Raw genomic sequence first — 18,540 nt, 5'->3', positions numbered from 1 at the left:
CTAATAACTGATCAAAGTATGAAAAAAAGTTTTCTCAAAAACTTGACGGGGATTCTATTGGCATTATTTTGCCAATATGCTTATGCCCAGAATCGAACTATTACCGGCACTGTAACAAGTAAAGACGATGGCTTACCTGTCCCGGGGGTAAGCGTTACCATAAAAGGTACGCGTATAGGTACGCAAACTTCCGGGGTCGGTAAGTTTTCCATAAGTGTACCCTCAACAGGTAGTACATTGGTTTTCTCCTTTATTGGATTTGCAAAAACCGAGGTGCCGGTTGGCAGCAGCAATGTGATTAATATTGCCTTGGCCAATGACTACAAACAATTAAACGAAGTGGTAGTAACGGGATCTGGTGTAGCAACAAGCAAAGCTCGCTTAGGAATTGCTGTTGAATCTATCTCCGGAAAAAATTTACCACCCTCCCCGCAAGCTTCAATTGAACAGGCCCTGGTGGGAAAAATTGCCGGCGCCCAGATTTCGTCTGTGGATGGTTCACCCGGCGCCCGCACTAATATCGTTCTTCGGGGTATCAATACCATACAAGGCGGTACTTCCCCAATGATTTTGATAGACGGGGTTGAAGCGAGGTCTACCGATATCAGTTTGATTGATCAATCAACTGTTGATCATATTGAGGTTGTACAAGGTGCGGCCGCGTCAACCATCTATGGTGCTCAGGGTGCAAATGGTGTAATCCAGGTCTTTACCAAAAAAGGGGTTCAGGGAAACGTTAAGATCGATCTATCGAGCAGTGTTGCGGCAGGTAGTTATATCAATAACGGTAATGTACACCAGGCCAAGCTAAGCAGTTTTAAAACCGATGCTAACGGAAATTTTATAGATGGCAGTGGTAACATTATTAAACTGGATGAAGATGGTACTTTCCCTGGTATTACATGGGCTTATCCTTCGGGAAATGGAAACCCTACTGCAATGTCGAACCCATTAAATACGGCACATCAGCAGTATGGCACCAACCTTAAGTATTATGATCACCTTAAACAATTATTCCGTACGGCCTACACGCGTAATAATAGTGTAGCTGTATCCGGCGGATCGGAAAAAAGTGATTACGCTTTAACCATATCCAACAATCACCAGGAAAGTAATATTGTTAGAAATGGATATAATGACAGAACCAATTTAACCGCAAATATTGGGACCGAACTGTTTAAAGGGTTTACACTTAGATCAACCACACAATTAATATATACAAAAAACACCCTTAACCCATCATTCGGTATAGGCGGAAACGCAATATTTAACGCGCTTAACTCTTCTCCTTTTTATGATTTTAATCAAAAATTACCTGATGGAAATTATCCCTATTCACTAAACTCAGGTACAGTGAGCGTTAACGGAAGTAATCCTTTTTATAATTTACAATATGCAAGCAAAAAGGATAACAGGATAGATATTATTGAAAACATTCAGGCTGATTACAAGATCAATAAGTTTATTGAACTGAGTGCCAAATACGGGATAAACAACACACACCAGGATATAAATTATATTTATCAAAACCAATCCGGAAACGCCAACTCAAATGATACAGAAAGCTGGGTATCACTTAATAATAATGCTGATAATACCGGCGAGGTTGATAAGCAAAGTAACAATACAACATTTCAAAACTTTAACGGATCGGCTACTATCAGAACCGACTTTGAGAAGGATTTCCACTTAAACGTTCCTATAACAACCAGTACTTTATTACAATACGACTATAGGAAAAATCATCTCAATCAGTTCCTTTCATATGGATACAGCTTACCAAGCTATCCAATATACAACTTCCAGCAAACGCAAACACAACAGGTACTGCAGGATTACACAGAGCCTTTTGTAACCTATGGCTATGTTGTAAACCAAAAAATTGATATCGGAGAATATGGAGGTATCGGCGGAGGATTCAGAAGTGATTATTCATCTGCATTTGGCCAGGGTTCAAAGCCATTTACATTTCCAAATGCAAATGCCTACTTAAGACCGTCATCGTTTGATTTTTGGAGAAACAGTAGCTTGGGTAATCGCATACCGGAGTTTAAATTAAGAGCGGCCTATGGTAAAGCGGGTATACAGCCCGGCGCTTTTGACAGATATCCCACATTAGATCCTAAAAACGTTGGCAGTGCTTTAACGTTTGCGTTGCTAAATGCTCAAAAAAACCCGAATCTGAATGTTGAGGTATCAAGGGAGTTTGAAGCGGGTACCGATATCGGTATTAAAGGCCTTGATGGAAGCTGGCTGAGTGACATTAATTTAAGTGTAACTTATTGGAACCGTAAAGGCAGCAATATAATTTATGATGTTAGTGTTGCGCCTTCAACAGGCCCGCTTACATTAAAAACCAACGCAATTGATATGTCATCAAATGGTATTCAGGCATCTGTAAATATCAACGTGTTGAAGGCAAGAAATTTTAATTGGAATGTAACCACCAATTTTAGTCACCAAACATCAAAAATTGATAAAATAAACGGTCCGCCAATTATCTTAACATCGGCCGCCGGCAGCACCCAGGAGGTTTTGATAGCCGGGGCAAAAATTGGCCAGATTTATGGTTATAAGGCGTTAACAAGCCTTGATCAAAAAAACCAGGCGGGTGTCGCCTATATCCAGCCTGCAGATTATAACCAATATGAAATTGTAGAAGGCAGGGTTGTAAACAAAACAACAAAAGGCGTTCAGTTTACCAATGAGGTTTATGCGTTAGGCGACCCAAACCCTAAGTTCAACATGTCGTTTATTAATAGTTTCAATTATAAAAACCTCTCATTCAATTTTCAGTTCGACTGGGTTCATGGAAGCCATTTATATAACCAAACCAGAGAATGGATGTATCGTGATGGCATAAGCAGCGATTATGATAAACCGGTAACTATAGATGGCCAAACAGCAGCCTATACAGCATATTACCGAAGCGTATATGCTGATTATTTTGGAGCAAGGAACGGCCCGGCCCGTAACGGGACTAAAGATTATTTTTATGAGGATGCATCTTTTGTTAGGTTAAGAAATCTTTCTGTGGGGTACGATTTCACTTCGCTTATAGCTAATAAAGTTTTCAGAAGAGTAGTATTAACGTTTGCAGCCCGTAATATTTTAACGTTTACCAAATACACCGGATTTGATCCTGAAATAAGCTCGGGCACTTCAAATTCATCATTTGACAGGGGGGTAGATCATGACTCAACTCCCAATAATAAATCATATCAATTAGGATTAAGCCTTGGATTTTAATTGAACTATTAAACTAAAAACATGAAAAAATATAAATATTTATCAATTTATTTTGCAGCTATTGCCCTGTTAGGTGTGGCATCCTGCAAAAAGGAACTGGACGTAAAAAACCCCAATTCACCAACAATAGAGCAGGCAAAGGATGAACCGGGAATTATTTCGCTATCAACCGCGGCGGTTTACATAAATGGATTTAATGGAAACAATCCTACTATAATTGCTAACCAAAATTGGTTGGGCGATAGTTATTTTTCATTGGGGATTGGTTACCATGAACTATTGGGTGACAATATATCGGCCGAAGCATCTAATCAAAACATCAACGTGGTTAATCTGCCAGATTATGTAATACTTGATAATGGCAATAAGATCACTAATACATCTCCTTCAAAAAGTGTAATAAGAATAAGTAATGCACGTGATAAAAAGCCGGCTAATATGTTTTTTTATGAGTGGGCCTACATGTATTCATTAAACAATGCCTGTAACCAGGTATTAGCATTAGTTGATAATATAAAATTCACGGGCAATGCTGAAACAAAAAAGAATACTATAAAAGCCTGGGCCTATTGGTGGAAAGGGTTTGCATATTCAAAAATAGGATCGGTTTATTACGCAGGTATTATTAATAACACCGTTGGAGTTGGCAATACATCTGCCCTGGTATCAACTTATGTTACAAGCGCAGCCATGATTACGGAGGCGAATAAAAACTTTGATCAGGCAAGCGCTCTATTAAGTGCTATTACGAGCACATCAGACTACAGTACAGTTTTGGGTAAATTATTGCCGGGTTTTGTTCAAACAGGTAAAGGAGGGTCATCGTCAACCGTACTTACTACAGATATGTGGATCAGGAATATCAACACAATGAAAGCGCGCAACTTATTAGTAAACAAAAGATTAAGTGCGATGACCGCAGCTGATTGGAGCGCAGTTTTAACATTGGTAAATGCGGGCATTAAATCGGACGATTTTGTTTTCACCGGTCGCACCTCAGCTACCAACGGATTTTTCTCAGCAAGTGGCGGATCTGTTGCAGCTATGACAACCGGCTTGCCTAAATCAACGGCTTTTAAAGTTAGTGAAAGATTAATTCAGGAATATAAAACAGGTGATAAAAGGCTCGCTACTAATTTCGCAACGAATCAATATACAAACCAGGTGGGTGGTTTTACCTTTAGTACCAGGTGGCAATTATTGGATGCCAACGGTGTTGGTAAAGGTGGTGTAGCGGTTCTTAGTGATAAAACCCCGGGTAACTATGAATTGTATATAGCAGGGAGCTACGAAGAGAATGAGCTCATGAAAGCAGAAGCTTTAATAAACACCGGCGATATACCTTCCGGGTTATTGAGCATTAACAACGTTAGAACTTACCAGGGAGCCGGGTTAGCTGCTTTGAGCAGTGCATTAAGCTTAGCAGATGCAAAAGAAGAACTAAGAAGAGAACGCAGAGTCGCATTAGTGTTTAGAGGGCTTGCTTTCTATGATGCAAGGCGATGGGGGATCATAGACGACGTATCTAAAGGCGGGGGACGTACAAATGCGGTAGTGCTTGGATCGGATGGAGTTTTGAATACTCGCGCAACTATTAACTATGATTTTCTTGATTATTGGGATGTGCCTGCGGATGAATATGTTATCAATCCTCCTGCTGCTGGTAGCGCTCCAATCAAAAACCCTAATTGATTTGTATCGTTCTTTATATAATTTCAGTTAATATTACTGTTAAGGTCGTGCAAGCAAATGCACGGCCTTTTATATTATTCCTGAAGTTGTGTGTTTTCCCTGTTTCGACATTAAAAAAGATGCCTGTACGACAATGTTTGTCGTACAAAAAATAAAATTTAATGAGTATAAGTTGTTTGTAATCAATAATTTAAAGTGAATTATTGTTATGTTGCCTGTTTTTAGTGTGTTCTATCCACATTGCGGAACGGAACAGTAGAATATCTCAGACTATTTCTTATCTCTAACTCAGGTTATATTAAGTGGATCGATTGCTATATGTCCACAACACCTTCAAACACCTGCACGGCAGGCCCTTCTAAAAATATATCCGAAAACACTTTGCCATCATAATTAAAGCGAATATTAAGGTTGCCCCCAAGTACTTTTATTGGTGTATCAATGTGCCCTGTTAGCTGGTTATGGCTGGCCATGGCAAGTGCTACCGCGGTAACCCCGGTGCCGCAGGCAAAGGTTTCATCCTCAACGCCACGTTCAAAGGTGCGAACGAAGTATCCGTCCTCTGTTGGTTCTACAAAATTCACGTTAATACCTTTCTTGCGGTAAGTAGCATTATTACGGATAGCCCGGCCTTCATGAAAAACATCACGATGCTCCAGGTCTTCAACCAGTTTTACATAGTGCGGAGAGCCTGTGTTGAGTACATAAGCATCCAGGTCGGTCTTTAATTCGTTTACATCGATCATCTGCAGGCTCACCCAATCCCCCTCGTCTGTAATTTTGGCATTATGCGGGCCGTCAACTGCCAAAAAAACAGTTTCGTTTTTAATGATGCCTAAAAATTTAGCAAAGGCAACAATACACCTGCCTCCGTTACCGCACATACTGCTGGGCTGGCCGTCGGCATTGTAGTATACCATTTCAAAATCAAACCCAGCTTTATTTTGCAGAAACATCATGCCGTCGCCGCCAATTCCAAAACGGCGGTCGCAGAGGTGGGCTATCAGCCTCGGGTCGCTATGGTCAACTATGTTTTCACGGTTGTCAACCAGGATAAAATCATTACCTGCGCCCTGGTATTTATAAAATCGTATCTTCACAATAATATCATTTAATATCAGTTACTTACCTGTAGCCTAACCTTTGTAGCAACCAATGCAGCTAAGTAAAAACAATTTAACAAATTTTAACAAAAATCCTGATAACTAATCATTGATTATGTAGTCTATATGGTATTAAATTTGATTTGTTAAATTTAATTCACATAAACAAAGAAAGGCAAATATAAAGATGAAAAAGATTGGTTTAACATTATTAACCGCTTTTGCAGGAGGAGCCCTGGCTTTAGGCGCGTACAAAGTTATCGAGAATAAATACGCGGATAACCTAAGCTTTGAGGACAAACAAAAGGTTTATTTCACCAGCAACCCATCAGCATCGGTGGTATCATCAACCGGCTCGCTTGATTTTACCGAGGCCGCCTCGGCAGTGACCCCGGCTGTAGTTTACATTCGTACTACGTACAGCAGTCAATCAGGAGGCAGTGGTCAGGATCAGTTAGAGCAGATGTTTGGTGATATGTTCGGTCAGCGTATACGTCCGCAGGGACCGCAGATGGCCTCTGGTTCGGGTGTCATTATCTCGAACGATGGTTACATTGTAACCAATAATCACGTAGTTGATAAAGCTGATAAGATTACCGTTGCTACAAATGATCACCGCACCTTTCAGGCAAAAGTGATTGGTACCGATCCAAGTACCGATCTGGCGCTGATCAAGATCAGCGCTACCGACCTGCCTATTGTTAAATTAGGCAACTCTGACGATGCCCGCGTTGGTGAATGGGTTTTGGCTGTTGGTAATCCGTTTAATTTAACATCAACTGTTACTGCGGGTATCATAAGTGCTAAAGGCCGCAACATTGGTATTATTGGCAGCGAGAACAACCAGGACGAGAGCAACCCATTCGGGCGAAGCCGTAACCAGTCGGCCACACCAAAGCTTAATAAAGCCATTGAGTCGTTTATTCAAACAGATGCTGCTATTAACCCCGGCAATAGCGGCGGGGCTCTTGTAAATACCAAAGGTGAGTTGATAGGCATTAACGCCGCGATTGCATCGCACACCGGCTCATATGAAGGCTACGGCTTTGCTATCCCGGTTAACCTTGCTAAAAAGGTATTGAATGATATTAAAAAGTTTGGCTCGGTAAAACGCGGATTTATTGGCGTGAGCTTTACAGAGCTTAATCCGGATGCAGCTCAAAAATTTAATATCAGCAACACAACCGGCTTATATGTTAATGAACTGGTTGATGGCGGAGGTGCACAGCAAGCAGGGATTCAAAAAGGCGATATTATCGCAAAAGTAGAGGGTATTCCCGTTTATGAATCATCAGACCTGCAGGAACATGTGGGCCGTATGCAGCCTGGGGATAAAATAAATCTTACCGTGCTTCGCGATGGCAAAGAAAAGAATTTTGCCGTGACACTTAAAGCTGATGCAAACCCAACAGCCCGCGTTGCTGCAGTTTCAAAATCGGCAGAAGAATTGTTTAATAAACTGGGTGCGGGCTTTCAGCCATTAACCCAGGCTCAAAAGGCTAAGTTTCATGTAAACTCCGGTGTTCTGGTAACCCAGGTCCGCGAAGGAAGGGTATTTGATAGCTTTGAAATTCCGGTTGGTTCTATCATCACCAGCATCAATAAATCACCTATTAACAGTGTGGCTGATATTGATAAAGTGATAACCAACCTGCGCAATGGTAACCTGGTAATTTCAGGCTATTATCCGGATGGAACAAACTTTAACAATATGTTCCAGGTGCAGTAAGCCCGGATATGCAAATGTGCAGATATTTAACAAAAAGCTCGGCCGCGAGCCGCGAGTCGGGCTTTTTGTTTTGAGCAGTAGTTTGTAAGGAAACAAAGTACTGGAAACGGCATTTAGGAATGGCCTGCGAGAAAAAGACTATGGAGACAGAAATCTCCAATAAACCAAAAAAGCCGCATTTAGCGGCTTTTTTAATTATATTTAGTTTCTTTTATTCCTCAACCATTTCACTATTCGGACTGGCCACTTCTGGTATTTCGTGTTTAAAGTAGCGCTTTTGATATAGCAATATCATGATTACACCTACACAAATAGCCGAGTCGGCAAGGTTAAATACCGGCCTGAAAAACTCAAAGGGCTCATTGGCCCATAACGGGAACCATGATGGATAAGTGCCTTTTAACAGCGGGAAGTAAAACATATCAACCACACGGCCATGGAACAGCGGCGCGTATTTGTACATAACCCCATAAAAAGTTGAATCGATAATATTACCAACCGCACCGGCTAAAATAAGCGCGACGTTCATGATAAGCCCGCGATGATACTTATGTTTTATAAGGTAAACAAGACAATAAACAATCCCACAAACCGCAAAAATACGAAACAACGTTAGCGCCAGCTTACCGGCATCGCCGCCCCACTCCATGCCGAAGGCCATGCCATTGTTTTCGGTGTAGTGCAGCATACCGCGGTTACCCAAAAAGCGAATCTCTTCGCCCATGTACATGTGCCCCCTTACCCAGGTCTTAATGATCTGGTCGGCAAGAATTATAAATGCAGCAGTTAAAAAAGGTTTAGTGTAAGCTGCCTTCATTTATTGCTTTAATTTGGCTTCCATGGTCATGGTGGTGTGCGGTACGGCACGTAAGCGCTCTTTCGGGATCAGTTTGCCGGTTTCGCGGCAAATACCATAAGTTTTGTTCTCGATACGTACAAGAGCAGCTTCCAGCTGATCAATAAATTTTTTCTGGCGGGCAGCTAACTGGTTTATTTGCTCTTTTTCCAATGTGGCCGAGCCATCTTCCAGTGTTTTGTAGGTGCCTGCCGTGTCATCAGTTCCGTTAGCATTTGGTGAGCTTAATGAAGTTGCAAGCGAGTTTAATTCTTCTTTAGCAATACGTAGCTTATCCAGTATGAGTGCTTTAAATTCCTGCAGGTCTGACTCGGAATACCTGGTTTTTTCGTTTTCTACTTTCATTTATATTTTACTAATAACAATAAAAATTTCATTTCCATCAATGGTGACTAAATCACCTTTATTTAACTGGCTATCAAGCACAATGCTTACCGCCAAAATTTCGGCGCAAATATAGGATAAATTATTCTTCACCGCTTCACTGATGTAAGGGTGGTCACTAAGGTTTACATTTATCTTATCCGTTACTTCAAATCCTTTCTCCTTGCGCAGGTTTTGGATCCGGTTAATTAACTCTCGTGCTATACCCTCCTGCTTTAATTCGTTGGATATGGTAACATCTAAAGCCACGGTTAGTTTGCCCATATTTGCAACTTGCCAGCCCGGCACATCTTCAGCAATGATATCTACTTCTGTATCAAGTATCAAATATTTATTATCAAGTACGGCAATACTTCCGTTTGCTTCTAAAGAAGCTATATCTTCACTTGTAAAATTGTTTATAGCCTCGGCAACAGCCTTCATGTCTTTACCTACTTTCTGGCCAAGGGCCTTAAAGTTTGGTTTTATCTTCTTTTTAATAAAGCCTGCAGTGTCGGTAATGTACTCAATATCTTTGATGTTTGTTTCAGATAATATCAGCTCTTTTACCTGTTCCACATGTACCTTAAAGTCTTTATCTAATATAGGTAAAAGAATCTTGCTTAGCGGGCGACGCACATTGATGTCGATCTTTTTACGTAATGATAACACCAGGGATGATATATCCTGTGCCAGTTTCATTCGTTCTTCCAGGTCGGTATCTACCAGTTCTTTTTGATATTCAGGGAAGTAAGCCAGGTGAACTGATTCAAAGGGCTCTTTACCGGTAACGCTGTTCAGATCGTTATATAATCTATCGGAAAAGAAAGGCGCTATGGGCGACATTAATTTACTGATGGTAATTAAACAGGTATATAACGTCTGGTAAGCAGATAACTTATCATCCGAGTTATCCGACCGCCAGAAACGGCGGCGGCTTAAGCGGATAAACCAGTTGCTGAAATGAGCGTCAACAAATTCCTGTATGGCACGGGCCGCTTTGGTAGGCTCAAAATCGGCATAAAAACCATCTACCTCCAGGGTAAGGGTGTTTAATAGCGATATGATCCAGCGGTCAATCTCCGGGCGTTTGCTTATTGCTATTTCGGCTTCGCTGTAAGAGAACTTATCAATATTGGCATACAGTACGAAAAATGAATAGGTATTGTATAATGTGCCGAAGAACTTGCGGCGAACCTCATCTATCCCGTCGGTATTAAACTTCAGGTTATCCCATGGCGATGCATTGCTGATCATGTACCAGCGGGGGGCATCGGCGCCAAACTGCTCAATGGTTTCAAACGGATCAACACCGTTGCCTAAACGCTTAGACATTTTGTTACCGTTCTTATCCAAAACCAACCCGTTCGAGATCACATTCTTAAACGCAACACCACCGTTGCCAACCCGTTCATTCACCGTTCTTACCTCGTCGCTGCACTCGCTCAGCATTACGGCTATGGCATGCAGGGTAAAGAACCATCCACGGGTTTGATCAACCCCTTCGGCAATAAAATCGGCAGGGTAGGCATTGGCAAACTCCTCTTTATTTTCGAAAGGGAAATGCCATTGCGCGTAGGGCATAGCGCCCGAATCGAACCAAACATCAATCAGGTCAGGCTCGCGGAACATTTTGTTGCCGCTTGATGAAGTTAATATCACGTCATCAACATAAGGGCGGTGCATATCTTCCAATGTAAAGCCTGCCGGCATAAAGCCTGCCGCGATAGCTTTTTCAATTTCGGCATTCAGCTCGGCTATGGAACCGATACATTTCTCTTCGCCGCCATTTTCTTCGCGCCAGATAGGCAACGGAGTACCCCAGTAACGGGAGCGGGAAAGATTCCAATCCACCAAATTTTCCAGCCAGTTGCCAAAGCGGCCGGTCCCGGTCGATTCCGGTTTCCAGTTAATGGTTTTGTTGAGCGCTACCATTTTATCCTTTACCGCCGTAGTGCGGATAAACCAGCTATCTAAGGGGTAGTATAAAATAGGCTCATCTGAGCGCCAGGAGTGCGGGTAGCTGTGCTCGTATTTTTTAACATCGAATGCTTTATTCTCAGTTTTTAGTTTGATAGAGATCAGTACGTCGGTAGGTTTAAAACCCGGCTCGGCGCGTTCTGCATCGCTATAGTATTCTTCTTTAACGTAGTAACCCGCAAAATCGTTAACCTCGTTAACAAAACGACCTTGTTTATCAACAAGTGGAACTTCTTTACCGTTTTCGTCCTTTACCATTACCGATGGTACGTTGTTCTCTTTACAGGCCCGGAAGTCATCCGCACCAAAAACAGATGCCGTGTGCACGATGCCGGTACCATCTTCGGTAGTAACAAAATCGGCAGGGATAACACGGAAGGCGTTTTTCTCCAGGTCATCATTGCTTACGTAAGGCATCAGTTGTTCGTAGTGGATGCCCAATAGCTGGCTTCCTTTACACTCTGCCAGTAATTTCCATGGAATGATTTTATCGCCGCCTTTGTAATCTTCAAAAGACGCGGTTTCACCTTCTGCCTTAAAGTATTTTTTAACCAGATCTTTTGCTAAAACAACGCAAATTGGCTCGTAGGTATAAGGGTTAAAGGTGCTTATTTTAGCGTAAGTGATGCTCTCCCCTACTGCTAATGCGCAGTTTGAGGGCAGGGTCCATGGCGTAGTTGTCCAGGCTAATATAAATACATCTGTATTTACGCCTTCAAATAAAAATCCGGAATCCTGGTCGCGTTTTACTTTAAACTGGGCAACAATGGTAGTATCCTTCACCATTTTATAGGTGCCCGGCTGGTTAAGCTCGTGGGAGCTTAAGCCCGTGCCCGATTTTGGCGAATAAGGCTGTACAGTATATCCTTTGTACAAAAGGTCTTTATCATAAAGCTGCTTCAGTATCCACCAAAGGCTTTCAATGTATTCGTTTTTGTAGGTGACGTATGGGTCATTCAAATCAACCCAATAACCCATTTTTTCGGTCAGGTCGTTCCATACATCGGTATAGCGCATTACCTCTTTGCGGCAGGCATCGTTATATTCCTTAACAGTTATCTTTTTGCCAATATCGTCTTTGGTTATTCCTAAGGCTTTTTCAACAGCCAGCTCAATTGGCAGGCCATGGGTATCCCAGCCGCCTTTGCGTTTAACCTGGTATCCCTTTAGGGTTTTATAGCGGCAAAAAATATCCTTTATAGAACGCGCCATTACGTGGTGAATACCGGGCATGCCATTTGCGCTCGGCGGCCCTTCGTAAAAAGTGTAAGGGTTACTCGCCGGGCGGCTGCTGATACTTTTTTCGAAGATGTTGTTCCGTTTCCAAAACTCCAGTACCTCTTTGCCTGTTTGCGATAAGTTTAACTGCTTATATTCTTTGTACATGTATATATTCTACCTTTTATCACCTCTTTTTTAAGAGGTTGCAAAAATACGGAATTTATAAATGATTTTTTTAATTTAGAGGGGTGAAAAATAATAAAGTAAAGCGTACTATACTAATGCTGCTGGTAGCCGTGATCTTGTTTTCGACATCAATGGTTATTCCGGCGCTGCAGGATTCCAAATGGAAGGTACTTATGCAAGGCGGCGCCACCGGGTTAACCATGGCCGGTATAGTGAGTATTATTACTTTACTGATAGATTATTTGAAGGAAAGTAAATAGCCGCGTTTTTTGGCTGAATCTAATTTTTTAATTCTGTTATTTCGATAAATTCCGGTTCAGAAATTAAAAAATAGCCCGGTTCGCTCCACCATCAACCTGAATGGTTGTCCCGCTAATATAAGCCGCCTGTTCAGATGCTAAAAATGCAACCAGCGCGGCCAGTTCTTCCGGTTTACCAATGCGTCCCAGCGGAATGCTTTTAGCTTTATCCTTTATTGCTTGTTCCGGGTCTACGTCTTTAGGGAAAGTATGCTTAATTCTATCGGTGAGTATCAAACCCGGCGCAACATTGTTTACAGTGATATTGTATGGCCCAAACTCATCGGCCATTAGCTTGGCCATGCCAACCACGCCCATCCGCATACTGGTTGACAGTACCGAGTTGCCCAGTACAGCCTTTACCGAGCCGCTGATGATGTTAATGATGCGTCCGCTCCCGGTTTCTTGCATATGTGGTAATACCAACCTGCTTAAACGGGCAAAGCTGAGCAGATTGAGCTCAAAAGCCTTTTGCCATTGCTCGTCGTCAAAGTTCTCAAACTTATCAAATGGTGGTCCGCCGGCGTTATTCAGCAAGATGTCGATCCGCCCAAATGCAGCAGCGGCTTTAGTTATAAAGGCATTTATCTCGCCGGCATTTGAAACATCAACAGGGATGGCCGCAACCGGGTTACCGGTAAGCTGTTTTATCTCATTGGCTGTTTTGGTTAGTTCTGCGTCATCGCGCGAGCCGATGATAACCTTTGCCCCTTCGGCAGATAGCGCCGTTGCAATTGCCTTGCCAAGTCCCTTGCTTGCTGCAAGCACTACAGCTACTTTGTTGTTGAGTTTAAGATCCATAAGTCTTACTTAAATGGCAGCGCCTTCATGAACGCCCCCCCCCCCAAATTTAACTTGATTAACAAATTTGATAGTTTTTATTTTGATGCCACCACACTTTTCAGAACCCTCTCCTTCAGGAGAGGGCAGGGTGAGGCTTCTATTCTTCTATATCAGGCCCCTTCAGGTTCTTCCGGTCTGTCCCTTTTTCAAGGCTCAATAAAAATGCCGGCAACAAGGTAAGGTTACTAATCATAGCTACCAGCAGCGTGATAGATAAAAGGATTCCCAATGCCTGCGTACCACCAAATTTGGATACCACAAACACGCCAAAACCAAAGAAAAGTACCGTAGCTATAAATATCATGCTTACCCCGGTTTCGCGAATGGTATCGGATACAATTGTAGAAACCCTTTTATTGCTGTTGCGCAGCTCGTGCCGGTAGCGGGTGATGAAATAAATGGTTTGGTCGCTGGAGATCCCCATAGCTATGCTGAATATCAGGATGGTTGATGGTTTAAGCGGGATGCCAAAGAAGCCCATAATACCTGCTGTAATTATTAATGGTACCAGGTTTGGCAGTAAAGAAATGGCTATCATTTTTACACCACGGAACAGGACCCACATTACCCCGGCGATTAAAAAAATGGCCCAGGCCAGGCTCTCGTAAAGGTTGGTAAGCAGGTAGTTTGTACCCTTTATAAATATAATGCTGCTGCCTGTAAGCTCCACATGGAATTTTTTGGGGTTAAATATCGAGTCGATACGTGGCTGTAGATTGGCCAGGACCGCGTTCATTTTTTTTGACCCGGCGTCAATCATTTCAAAAGTAACCCTTGTTACCTGGTGGGTGCTATCTAAATAGGTGTTGAGTGCGCTGGTGCCTTTGCCCGAGTTGCCCGCATAGTTGAGGATAAAATTTTGCTCCAAACCATCGGGCAGGCGGTAATATTCGGGGCTGCCGCCATAAAAAGCCTGTGTGCTGAATTTTAAAACCTGTATCAGTGATATCGACCGGCTAAACTCCGGGTAGGATGATATGAGTTGTTCCAGTTTCTCAACCTTGCGAATTACCGCCTGGTTCATTACGCCATTTTTACGTTTGGTATCAATACTTACTTCCAATGGAAGTACGCCGTTAAAGTTCGATTCAAAAAACTTAAGATCTTCCAGGGTATTATTGTGCTGGGGCAGGTCGTCAACAACATAGCCATTGATATTTATTTTGGTAATGCCGATGGCGGATATCACTACAAGCACCAGGGTAGTTATATAAACGACTTTGCGTTTGTTGTGCGCTAAATTATCCAGGCTAATGAGTAGTTGTTTCATTAATTTACTATCCTTAATGCCTGCTTTTTGCGGTTTGGGCGATGGTAAATAACTAAAGATGATAGGCACCAGGATAAGGCTCAATGCAAAGGTGGCCATAATACTTATGGAGGCAACCAAACCAAACTGGGTTAGCAGTTCGCTGTTAGTGAAACACAATACGCCGAAGCCGATAGCTGTGGTAACATTAGCTATAAAGGTAGTTATGCCCGCTTTTTCGATGGCTATGTGAAGTGCCTGTAATTTATGGCCGCTCAGTTCAAACTCGTGGTAATACTTATTGAGGATGAATATGGTATTGGGAATCCCGATAACTACCACAAGAGGCGGGATGATACCCGTAAGAATAGTCATTTCGTAGTGCATCAGCACCAATGTACCCAGGCTCCAAACCACCCCTAAAACTACGATGATCACCGGGAAAATCACCGGGAAAAACGAACGGAAAAAGAGCAACAGTATCAGCGCCGTAATTAATACCGATAGGCTAAGAAACATCGAAAACTCATGTGCAACCAGGTCGCCCACCACGGTACGGATGAGCGGCAGGCCGGAGTAATGTACTTTTATGCCATGCTTTTGCTCAAAAGCCGCGCCTAATTTTTTTATTCTATTAATGATAGGTACCCGGTACGGTGTATTGATGATTTTATCATCAAAAGTAATGGCCATTAACGTTGATTTGCCATCGTTGCTTAAAATCAGGCCTTTATAAAATGGCAGGTTTGCCAGTTGCTGTTTCACGCTATCAACCGCTTGTGCGCTTTGCAGTACCCCGGTAACAAGCGGCTTTATAACAAAACGATGTTGAGTTGTATCTTTTTGCAGGTTATAAACGTTGGCTGCCGATATTACCGCCTTAATGCCTTTTACTTGTTTCAGGCTATAACCTATCTGGTACCAGTCGTTAAATACATCCTTGTTAAATATCTTACCTGATTTTATGCCGATCACCATAGACGAAGCATCCTGGCCAAACATTTTTTTAAACTGGTTGTAACGGATATAGGCCGAATCGGTAACGGGAAGTACCTTGCCGCCGTTAAAGGTTATTTTTACCCGGGATGCCTCATATCCCATAAAAACACTCAGCGCGACAACGCTTATCAGCACGAAGAGCCTGTTTTTAAGAATAAAAGATGCTGTATTTTTCCAGAACATGCGCAGTAAATTAAGGGCGCCGCTAAACTACGAAATTTGATCTATCTGCCGATTGAACAATTTGACTTTGTGAAAATGAAAAAGCGACTCAAATTTTACAGGGTTTTATCCAACCAATAGATGTCTTATGTTAAAAACCCCTTAAGTAAAATTGCAAAAGAAAGGCCTCCAATATTTGTAATTTGTTATAATTTGTTATAACTTTATTGTATGCAATCTAATATCAGAAACATAGGAAATTCTAAAGGGGTAATTTTGCCACAGAGTTTTTTAAAACAATGCTTCATTGAAAATGAAATAAACATCGAAGTAAAGGGCAATACTATTGTTATAAGTCCTGCCAATGAGCATAAACGAAAGGGCTGGGCAGAAGCTTTCCGGGAAATGGCGAAAACAGGCGACAATGAATTGATTATTCCGGACACTTTTGAGGATGAAGATACCAATGAGTGGACATGGAAATAAAACAGTATTCCATCCATTGGATAAATCTTGACCCAACTGTAGGTAGCGAGGTTAATAAAACCCGACCATGCGTTATTTTGTCTCCTGATGAAATGAACAGGTATATAAAAACAATTATTATTGCCCCATTAACACATACTCTTAAGCCTTACCCTTCAAGGGTAATATGTGAAGTAAAAAGTGAAAAGGGTTCTATCATGTTAGATCAGATTCGAACAGTTGACCGGGTAAGGATTGGCGACATCATAGGCAAGCTTAGTTTAAATGAGATAAATGATATAAGGTTTGTTATTAATCAGATGCTTTGTTAAGCATTGGTAATCCTGCCCATATTGGCGCCTTTGCGGGAAAAACGTCTAAAACCTGTATTTTTGATACATGAAAAGACTGATCAGCAGTTTTGGCTTTGCTTTTAAAGGTTTAAGATATGCTACATTAACCCAACCCAATTTCAGGATTCACCTGGTTTTGAGTTTTATTGCCATTGTTTTGGGGGGAGGGCTACAAATTTCGTCCGCCGAATGGGAATGGATCATGCTGAGTATAGCCATTGTTTTAATAACGGAGCTTTTAAATACCGGGATTGAAACCCTTACCGACCTGGTATCGCCGGGATACAATGAAAAGGCAGGTCACGTGAAAGATGTTTGCGCCGCTGCCGTGGTTATTGCCGCTTTATTTGCGCTCATCACCGGCATCGTTATATTTTTACCCAAACTAATTTTATTGATAACCCATGCTGCATAAAACCAGGGGCATTGTATTTAAAGCAACGGACTATGGAGAAAGCAGCGTGATCGTTCAGATCTTCACCGAAAAATTTGGCCTGCAATCATACATTATCAACGGAGCCAAAAAGCCAAAAGCTAAAATAGGCCGTAATATGCTGCAACCCCTGCATTTGCTCGATCTGGTGGTTTATCATAAAAATACCGGCAGCGTACAGCGCATAACCGAACTTAAAAACGCGCCGGTGCTGCAAACTATTCCATACGATGTTATCAAAAGCTGTATCGCTATTTTTTTGAACGAAGTGCTGTATAAAGCGATAAAGCAGCAATCTGCCGAAGAAAATATTTTTGATTTTGTGTTTAACGCCATCGAATGGCTCGATCATCAAACCGGGAATGTAGCCAACTTTCACCTGCTGTTTTTAACCCAGCTTACCCGTTACCTTGGTTTTTACCCTGATAAGTTTTTAATTGGTAAAGCTGATTACTTCGACCTGAAGGACGGCACGTTTACTAAATACAAGCCCGATAGTGTGATGTACCTTTCGCCCCCGCATACACAAAACTTTAGCCTGGTGCTGCAATGCAGTTTTGAAAACATGGAGCAATTAAAATTCAGCAATGATGAAAGGCGGTACCTGGTGCATAAATTGATGGAGTATTACGCCCTGCATATTGAGGGCTTTGGAAACATCCGCTCGGGAGATGTGCTGGAGGAGGTGTTAGCTTAAAGCCGCCTGAATAGTAAAATCGATGTTTAATATTTGACAAATAAAGGGTATTAAAACAAAAAAAGAGAAAGCCGATGGCTGTCTCTTTTTTTTAGTTGACTGACCTCATTATTTACCATAAAGAACTAATTGGTTAGATCGATAATAACAATTAGGACAAATATATGCACTATAGAATTAGTAGACTAATTTTTTGACGAAAATTTGCGTGTTTTTTGATAAAAAACATCATTTTTTTCTGAAAAGCGGTCGGTTTTAAAAAAAACCACCCCAATTTCCCATTTTTTCCACCAAAAAGCGCACAAAAGGGAGGCCTTTTTACCGGAGCATATTGGCACTTTTTGTTCAGCCCGGGCGATTTCAAACCAGTCTGGCTCATTCAATATAGATCAAACTGAAAACCAGGAAGTATAAATCGACAACTTTTCGTGGAGCCCGATTCTGTTTTTTGGGTTTAAAAGATACAGGCTGTCTGAATTTAACTAAAAAGAAACCATTCGCAAAAAACAAACGTATACGGTACACTATAAACCATTATAACAATGTTGCATTTGTATTTGCAGCCAAACGATTTCATAACGATCAGATTTAATTATGGAGAATGAGATAAATCTTTCTGAACAAAAATTTAATGCCATTTTTACTTATGCTCCATTAGGCT

Annotated in this window: 14 protein-coding genes; 8 read left to right on the top strand and 6 right to left on the bottom strand. The window is 41.8% G+C overall.

All coding sequences use genetic code 11. The annotated features are described in order from the left end of the window. Positions 1 to 18 precede the first annotated feature (18 nt). Both AC1DQW_RS26205 and AC1DQW_RS26200 read left to right on the top strand, forming a co-directional pair. Positions 19 to 3,249 carry a SusC/RagA family TonB-linked outer membrane protein gene (locus AC1DQW_RS26205; RefSeq protein ID WP_477456754.1) on the top strand — a complete coding sequence of 1,077 codons (3,231 nt, stop codon included), beginning with the start codon at positions 19 to 21 and terminating at the stop codon, positions 3,247 to 3,249. A 21-nt stretch (positions 3,250 to 3,270) separates the two neighbouring features. Then, positions 3,271 to 4,941: a RagB/SusD family nutrient uptake outer membrane protein gene (locus tag AC1DQW_RS26200; protein ID WP_477456753.1), complete on the top strand. Its 1,671-nt coding sequence runs from the start codon at positions 3,271 to 3,273 to the stop codon at positions 4,939 to 4,941. A gap of 314 nt (positions 4,942 to 5,255) precedes the next feature. Here the strand turns inward: AC1DQW_RS26200 and dapF are convergent, their stop codons facing one another. After that, complete coding sequence (dapF, locus tag AC1DQW_RS26195; RefSeq protein WP_477456752.1) at positions 5,256 to 6,041, bottom strand: diaminopimelate epimerase; 786 nt, start codon at positions 6,039 to 6,041, stop codon at positions 5,256 to 5,258. Between the two features lie 190 nt (positions 6,042 to 6,231). On the opposite strand from dapF, the gene AC1DQW_RS26190 reads away from it, so the two are divergent. Further along, positions 6,232 to 7,773 carry a Do family serine endopeptidase gene (locus AC1DQW_RS26190; RefSeq protein ID WP_477456751.1) on the top strand — a complete coding sequence of 514 codons (1,542 nt, stop codon included), beginning with the start codon at positions 6,232 to 6,234 and terminating at the stop codon, positions 7,771 to 7,773. Positions 7,774 to 7,984: 211 nt separating this feature from the next. On the opposite strand, the gene AC1DQW_RS26185 is transcribed toward AC1DQW_RS26190, so the two are convergent. Genes AC1DQW_RS26185 through ileS form a run of 3 tightly spaced genes read right to left on the bottom strand, consistent with a single transcriptional unit; the run spans position 7,985 to position 12,358 of the window. Next, positions 7,985 to 8,590 carry a lipoprotein signal peptidase gene (locus AC1DQW_RS26185; protein WP_477456750.1) on the bottom strand — a complete coding sequence of 202 codons (606 nt, stop codon included), beginning with the start codon at positions 8,588 to 8,590 and terminating at the stop codon, positions 7,985 to 7,987. Beyond that, positions 8,591 to 8,974 carry a TraR/DksA family transcriptional regulator gene (locus AC1DQW_RS26180; protein ID WP_184547488.1) on the bottom strand — a complete coding sequence of 128 codons (384 nt, stop codon included), beginning with the start codon at positions 8,972 to 8,974 and terminating at the stop codon, positions 8,591 to 8,593. Next, positions 8,975 to 12,358 (bottom strand): isoleucine--tRNA ligase, encoded by a 3,384-nt coding sequence (ileS, locus tag AC1DQW_RS26175; RefSeq protein ID WP_477456749.1) that lies wholly within the window; start codon positions 12,356 to 12,358, stop codon positions 8,975 to 8,977. It lies immediately after the preceding gene. An 83-nt stretch (positions 12,359 to 12,441) separates the two neighbouring features. Between ileS and AC1DQW_RS26170 the strand changes: the two genes are divergently transcribed. Further along, entirely contained in the window at positions 12,442 to 12,639 is a 198-nt protein-coding gene (locus AC1DQW_RS26170; protein WP_477403549.1) for a hypothetical protein, read from the top strand. A 63-nt stretch (positions 12,640 to 12,702) separates the two neighbouring features. Here AC1DQW_RS26170 and AC1DQW_RS26165 read toward each other — a convergent pair whose 3' ends face one another. Then, positions 12,703 to 13,479, bottom strand: coding sequence for an SDR family oxidoreductase (locus tag AC1DQW_RS26165; protein ID WP_477456748.1), 777 nt, complete (start codon positions 13,477 to 13,479; stop codon positions 12,703 to 12,705). Positions 13,480 to 13,618: 139 nt separating this feature from the next. Beyond that, entirely contained in the window at positions 13,619 to 15,952 is a 2,334-nt protein-coding gene (locus AC1DQW_RS26160) for an efflux RND transporter permease subunit (protein ID WP_477456747.1), read from the bottom strand. Positions 15,953 to 16,162: 210 nt separating this feature from the next. On the opposite strand from AC1DQW_RS26160, the gene AC1DQW_RS26155 reads away from it, so the two are divergent. The 4 genes from AC1DQW_RS26155 (at position 16,163) to recO (ending at position 17,879) form a co-directional block, all read left to right on the top strand. Further along, positions 16,163 to 16,417, top strand: coding sequence for an AbrB/MazE/SpoVT family DNA-binding domain-containing protein (locus AC1DQW_RS26155; protein WP_477456746.1), 255 nt, complete (start codon positions 16,163 to 16,165; stop codon positions 16,415 to 16,417). Next, positions 16,408 to 16,728, top strand: a complete 321-nt coding sequence (locus AC1DQW_RS26150) for a type II toxin-antitoxin system PemK/MazF family toxin (protein WP_477456745.1) — start codon at positions 16,408 to 16,410, stop codon at positions 16,726 to 16,728. The genes AC1DQW_RS26155 and AC1DQW_RS26150 overlap by 10 nt, the downstream gene beginning before the upstream one ends. Positions 16,729 to 16,795: 67 nt before the next feature. Next, positions 16,796 to 17,164 carry a diacylglycerol kinase gene (locus tag AC1DQW_RS26145; RefSeq protein WP_477456744.1) on the top strand — a complete coding sequence of 123 codons (369 nt, stop codon included), beginning with the start codon at positions 16,796 to 16,798 and terminating at the stop codon, positions 17,162 to 17,164. Continuing rightward, a complete protein-coding gene (gene recO, locus AC1DQW_RS26140; RefSeq protein WP_477456743.1) occupies positions 17,154 to 17,879 on the top strand; it encodes a DNA repair protein RecO in 726 nt (241 codons plus the stop codon). The genes AC1DQW_RS26145 and recO overlap by 11 nt, the downstream gene beginning before the upstream one ends. The last annotated feature ends 661 nt before the right edge of the window (positions 17,880 to 18,540 follow it).

Source organism: Mucilaginibacter sp. P5_A4 (genome assembly GCF_056400605.1).
Note: the sequence above shows the minus strand (reverse complement) of the source record. Positions and strands in the feature narration are given on the sequence as shown.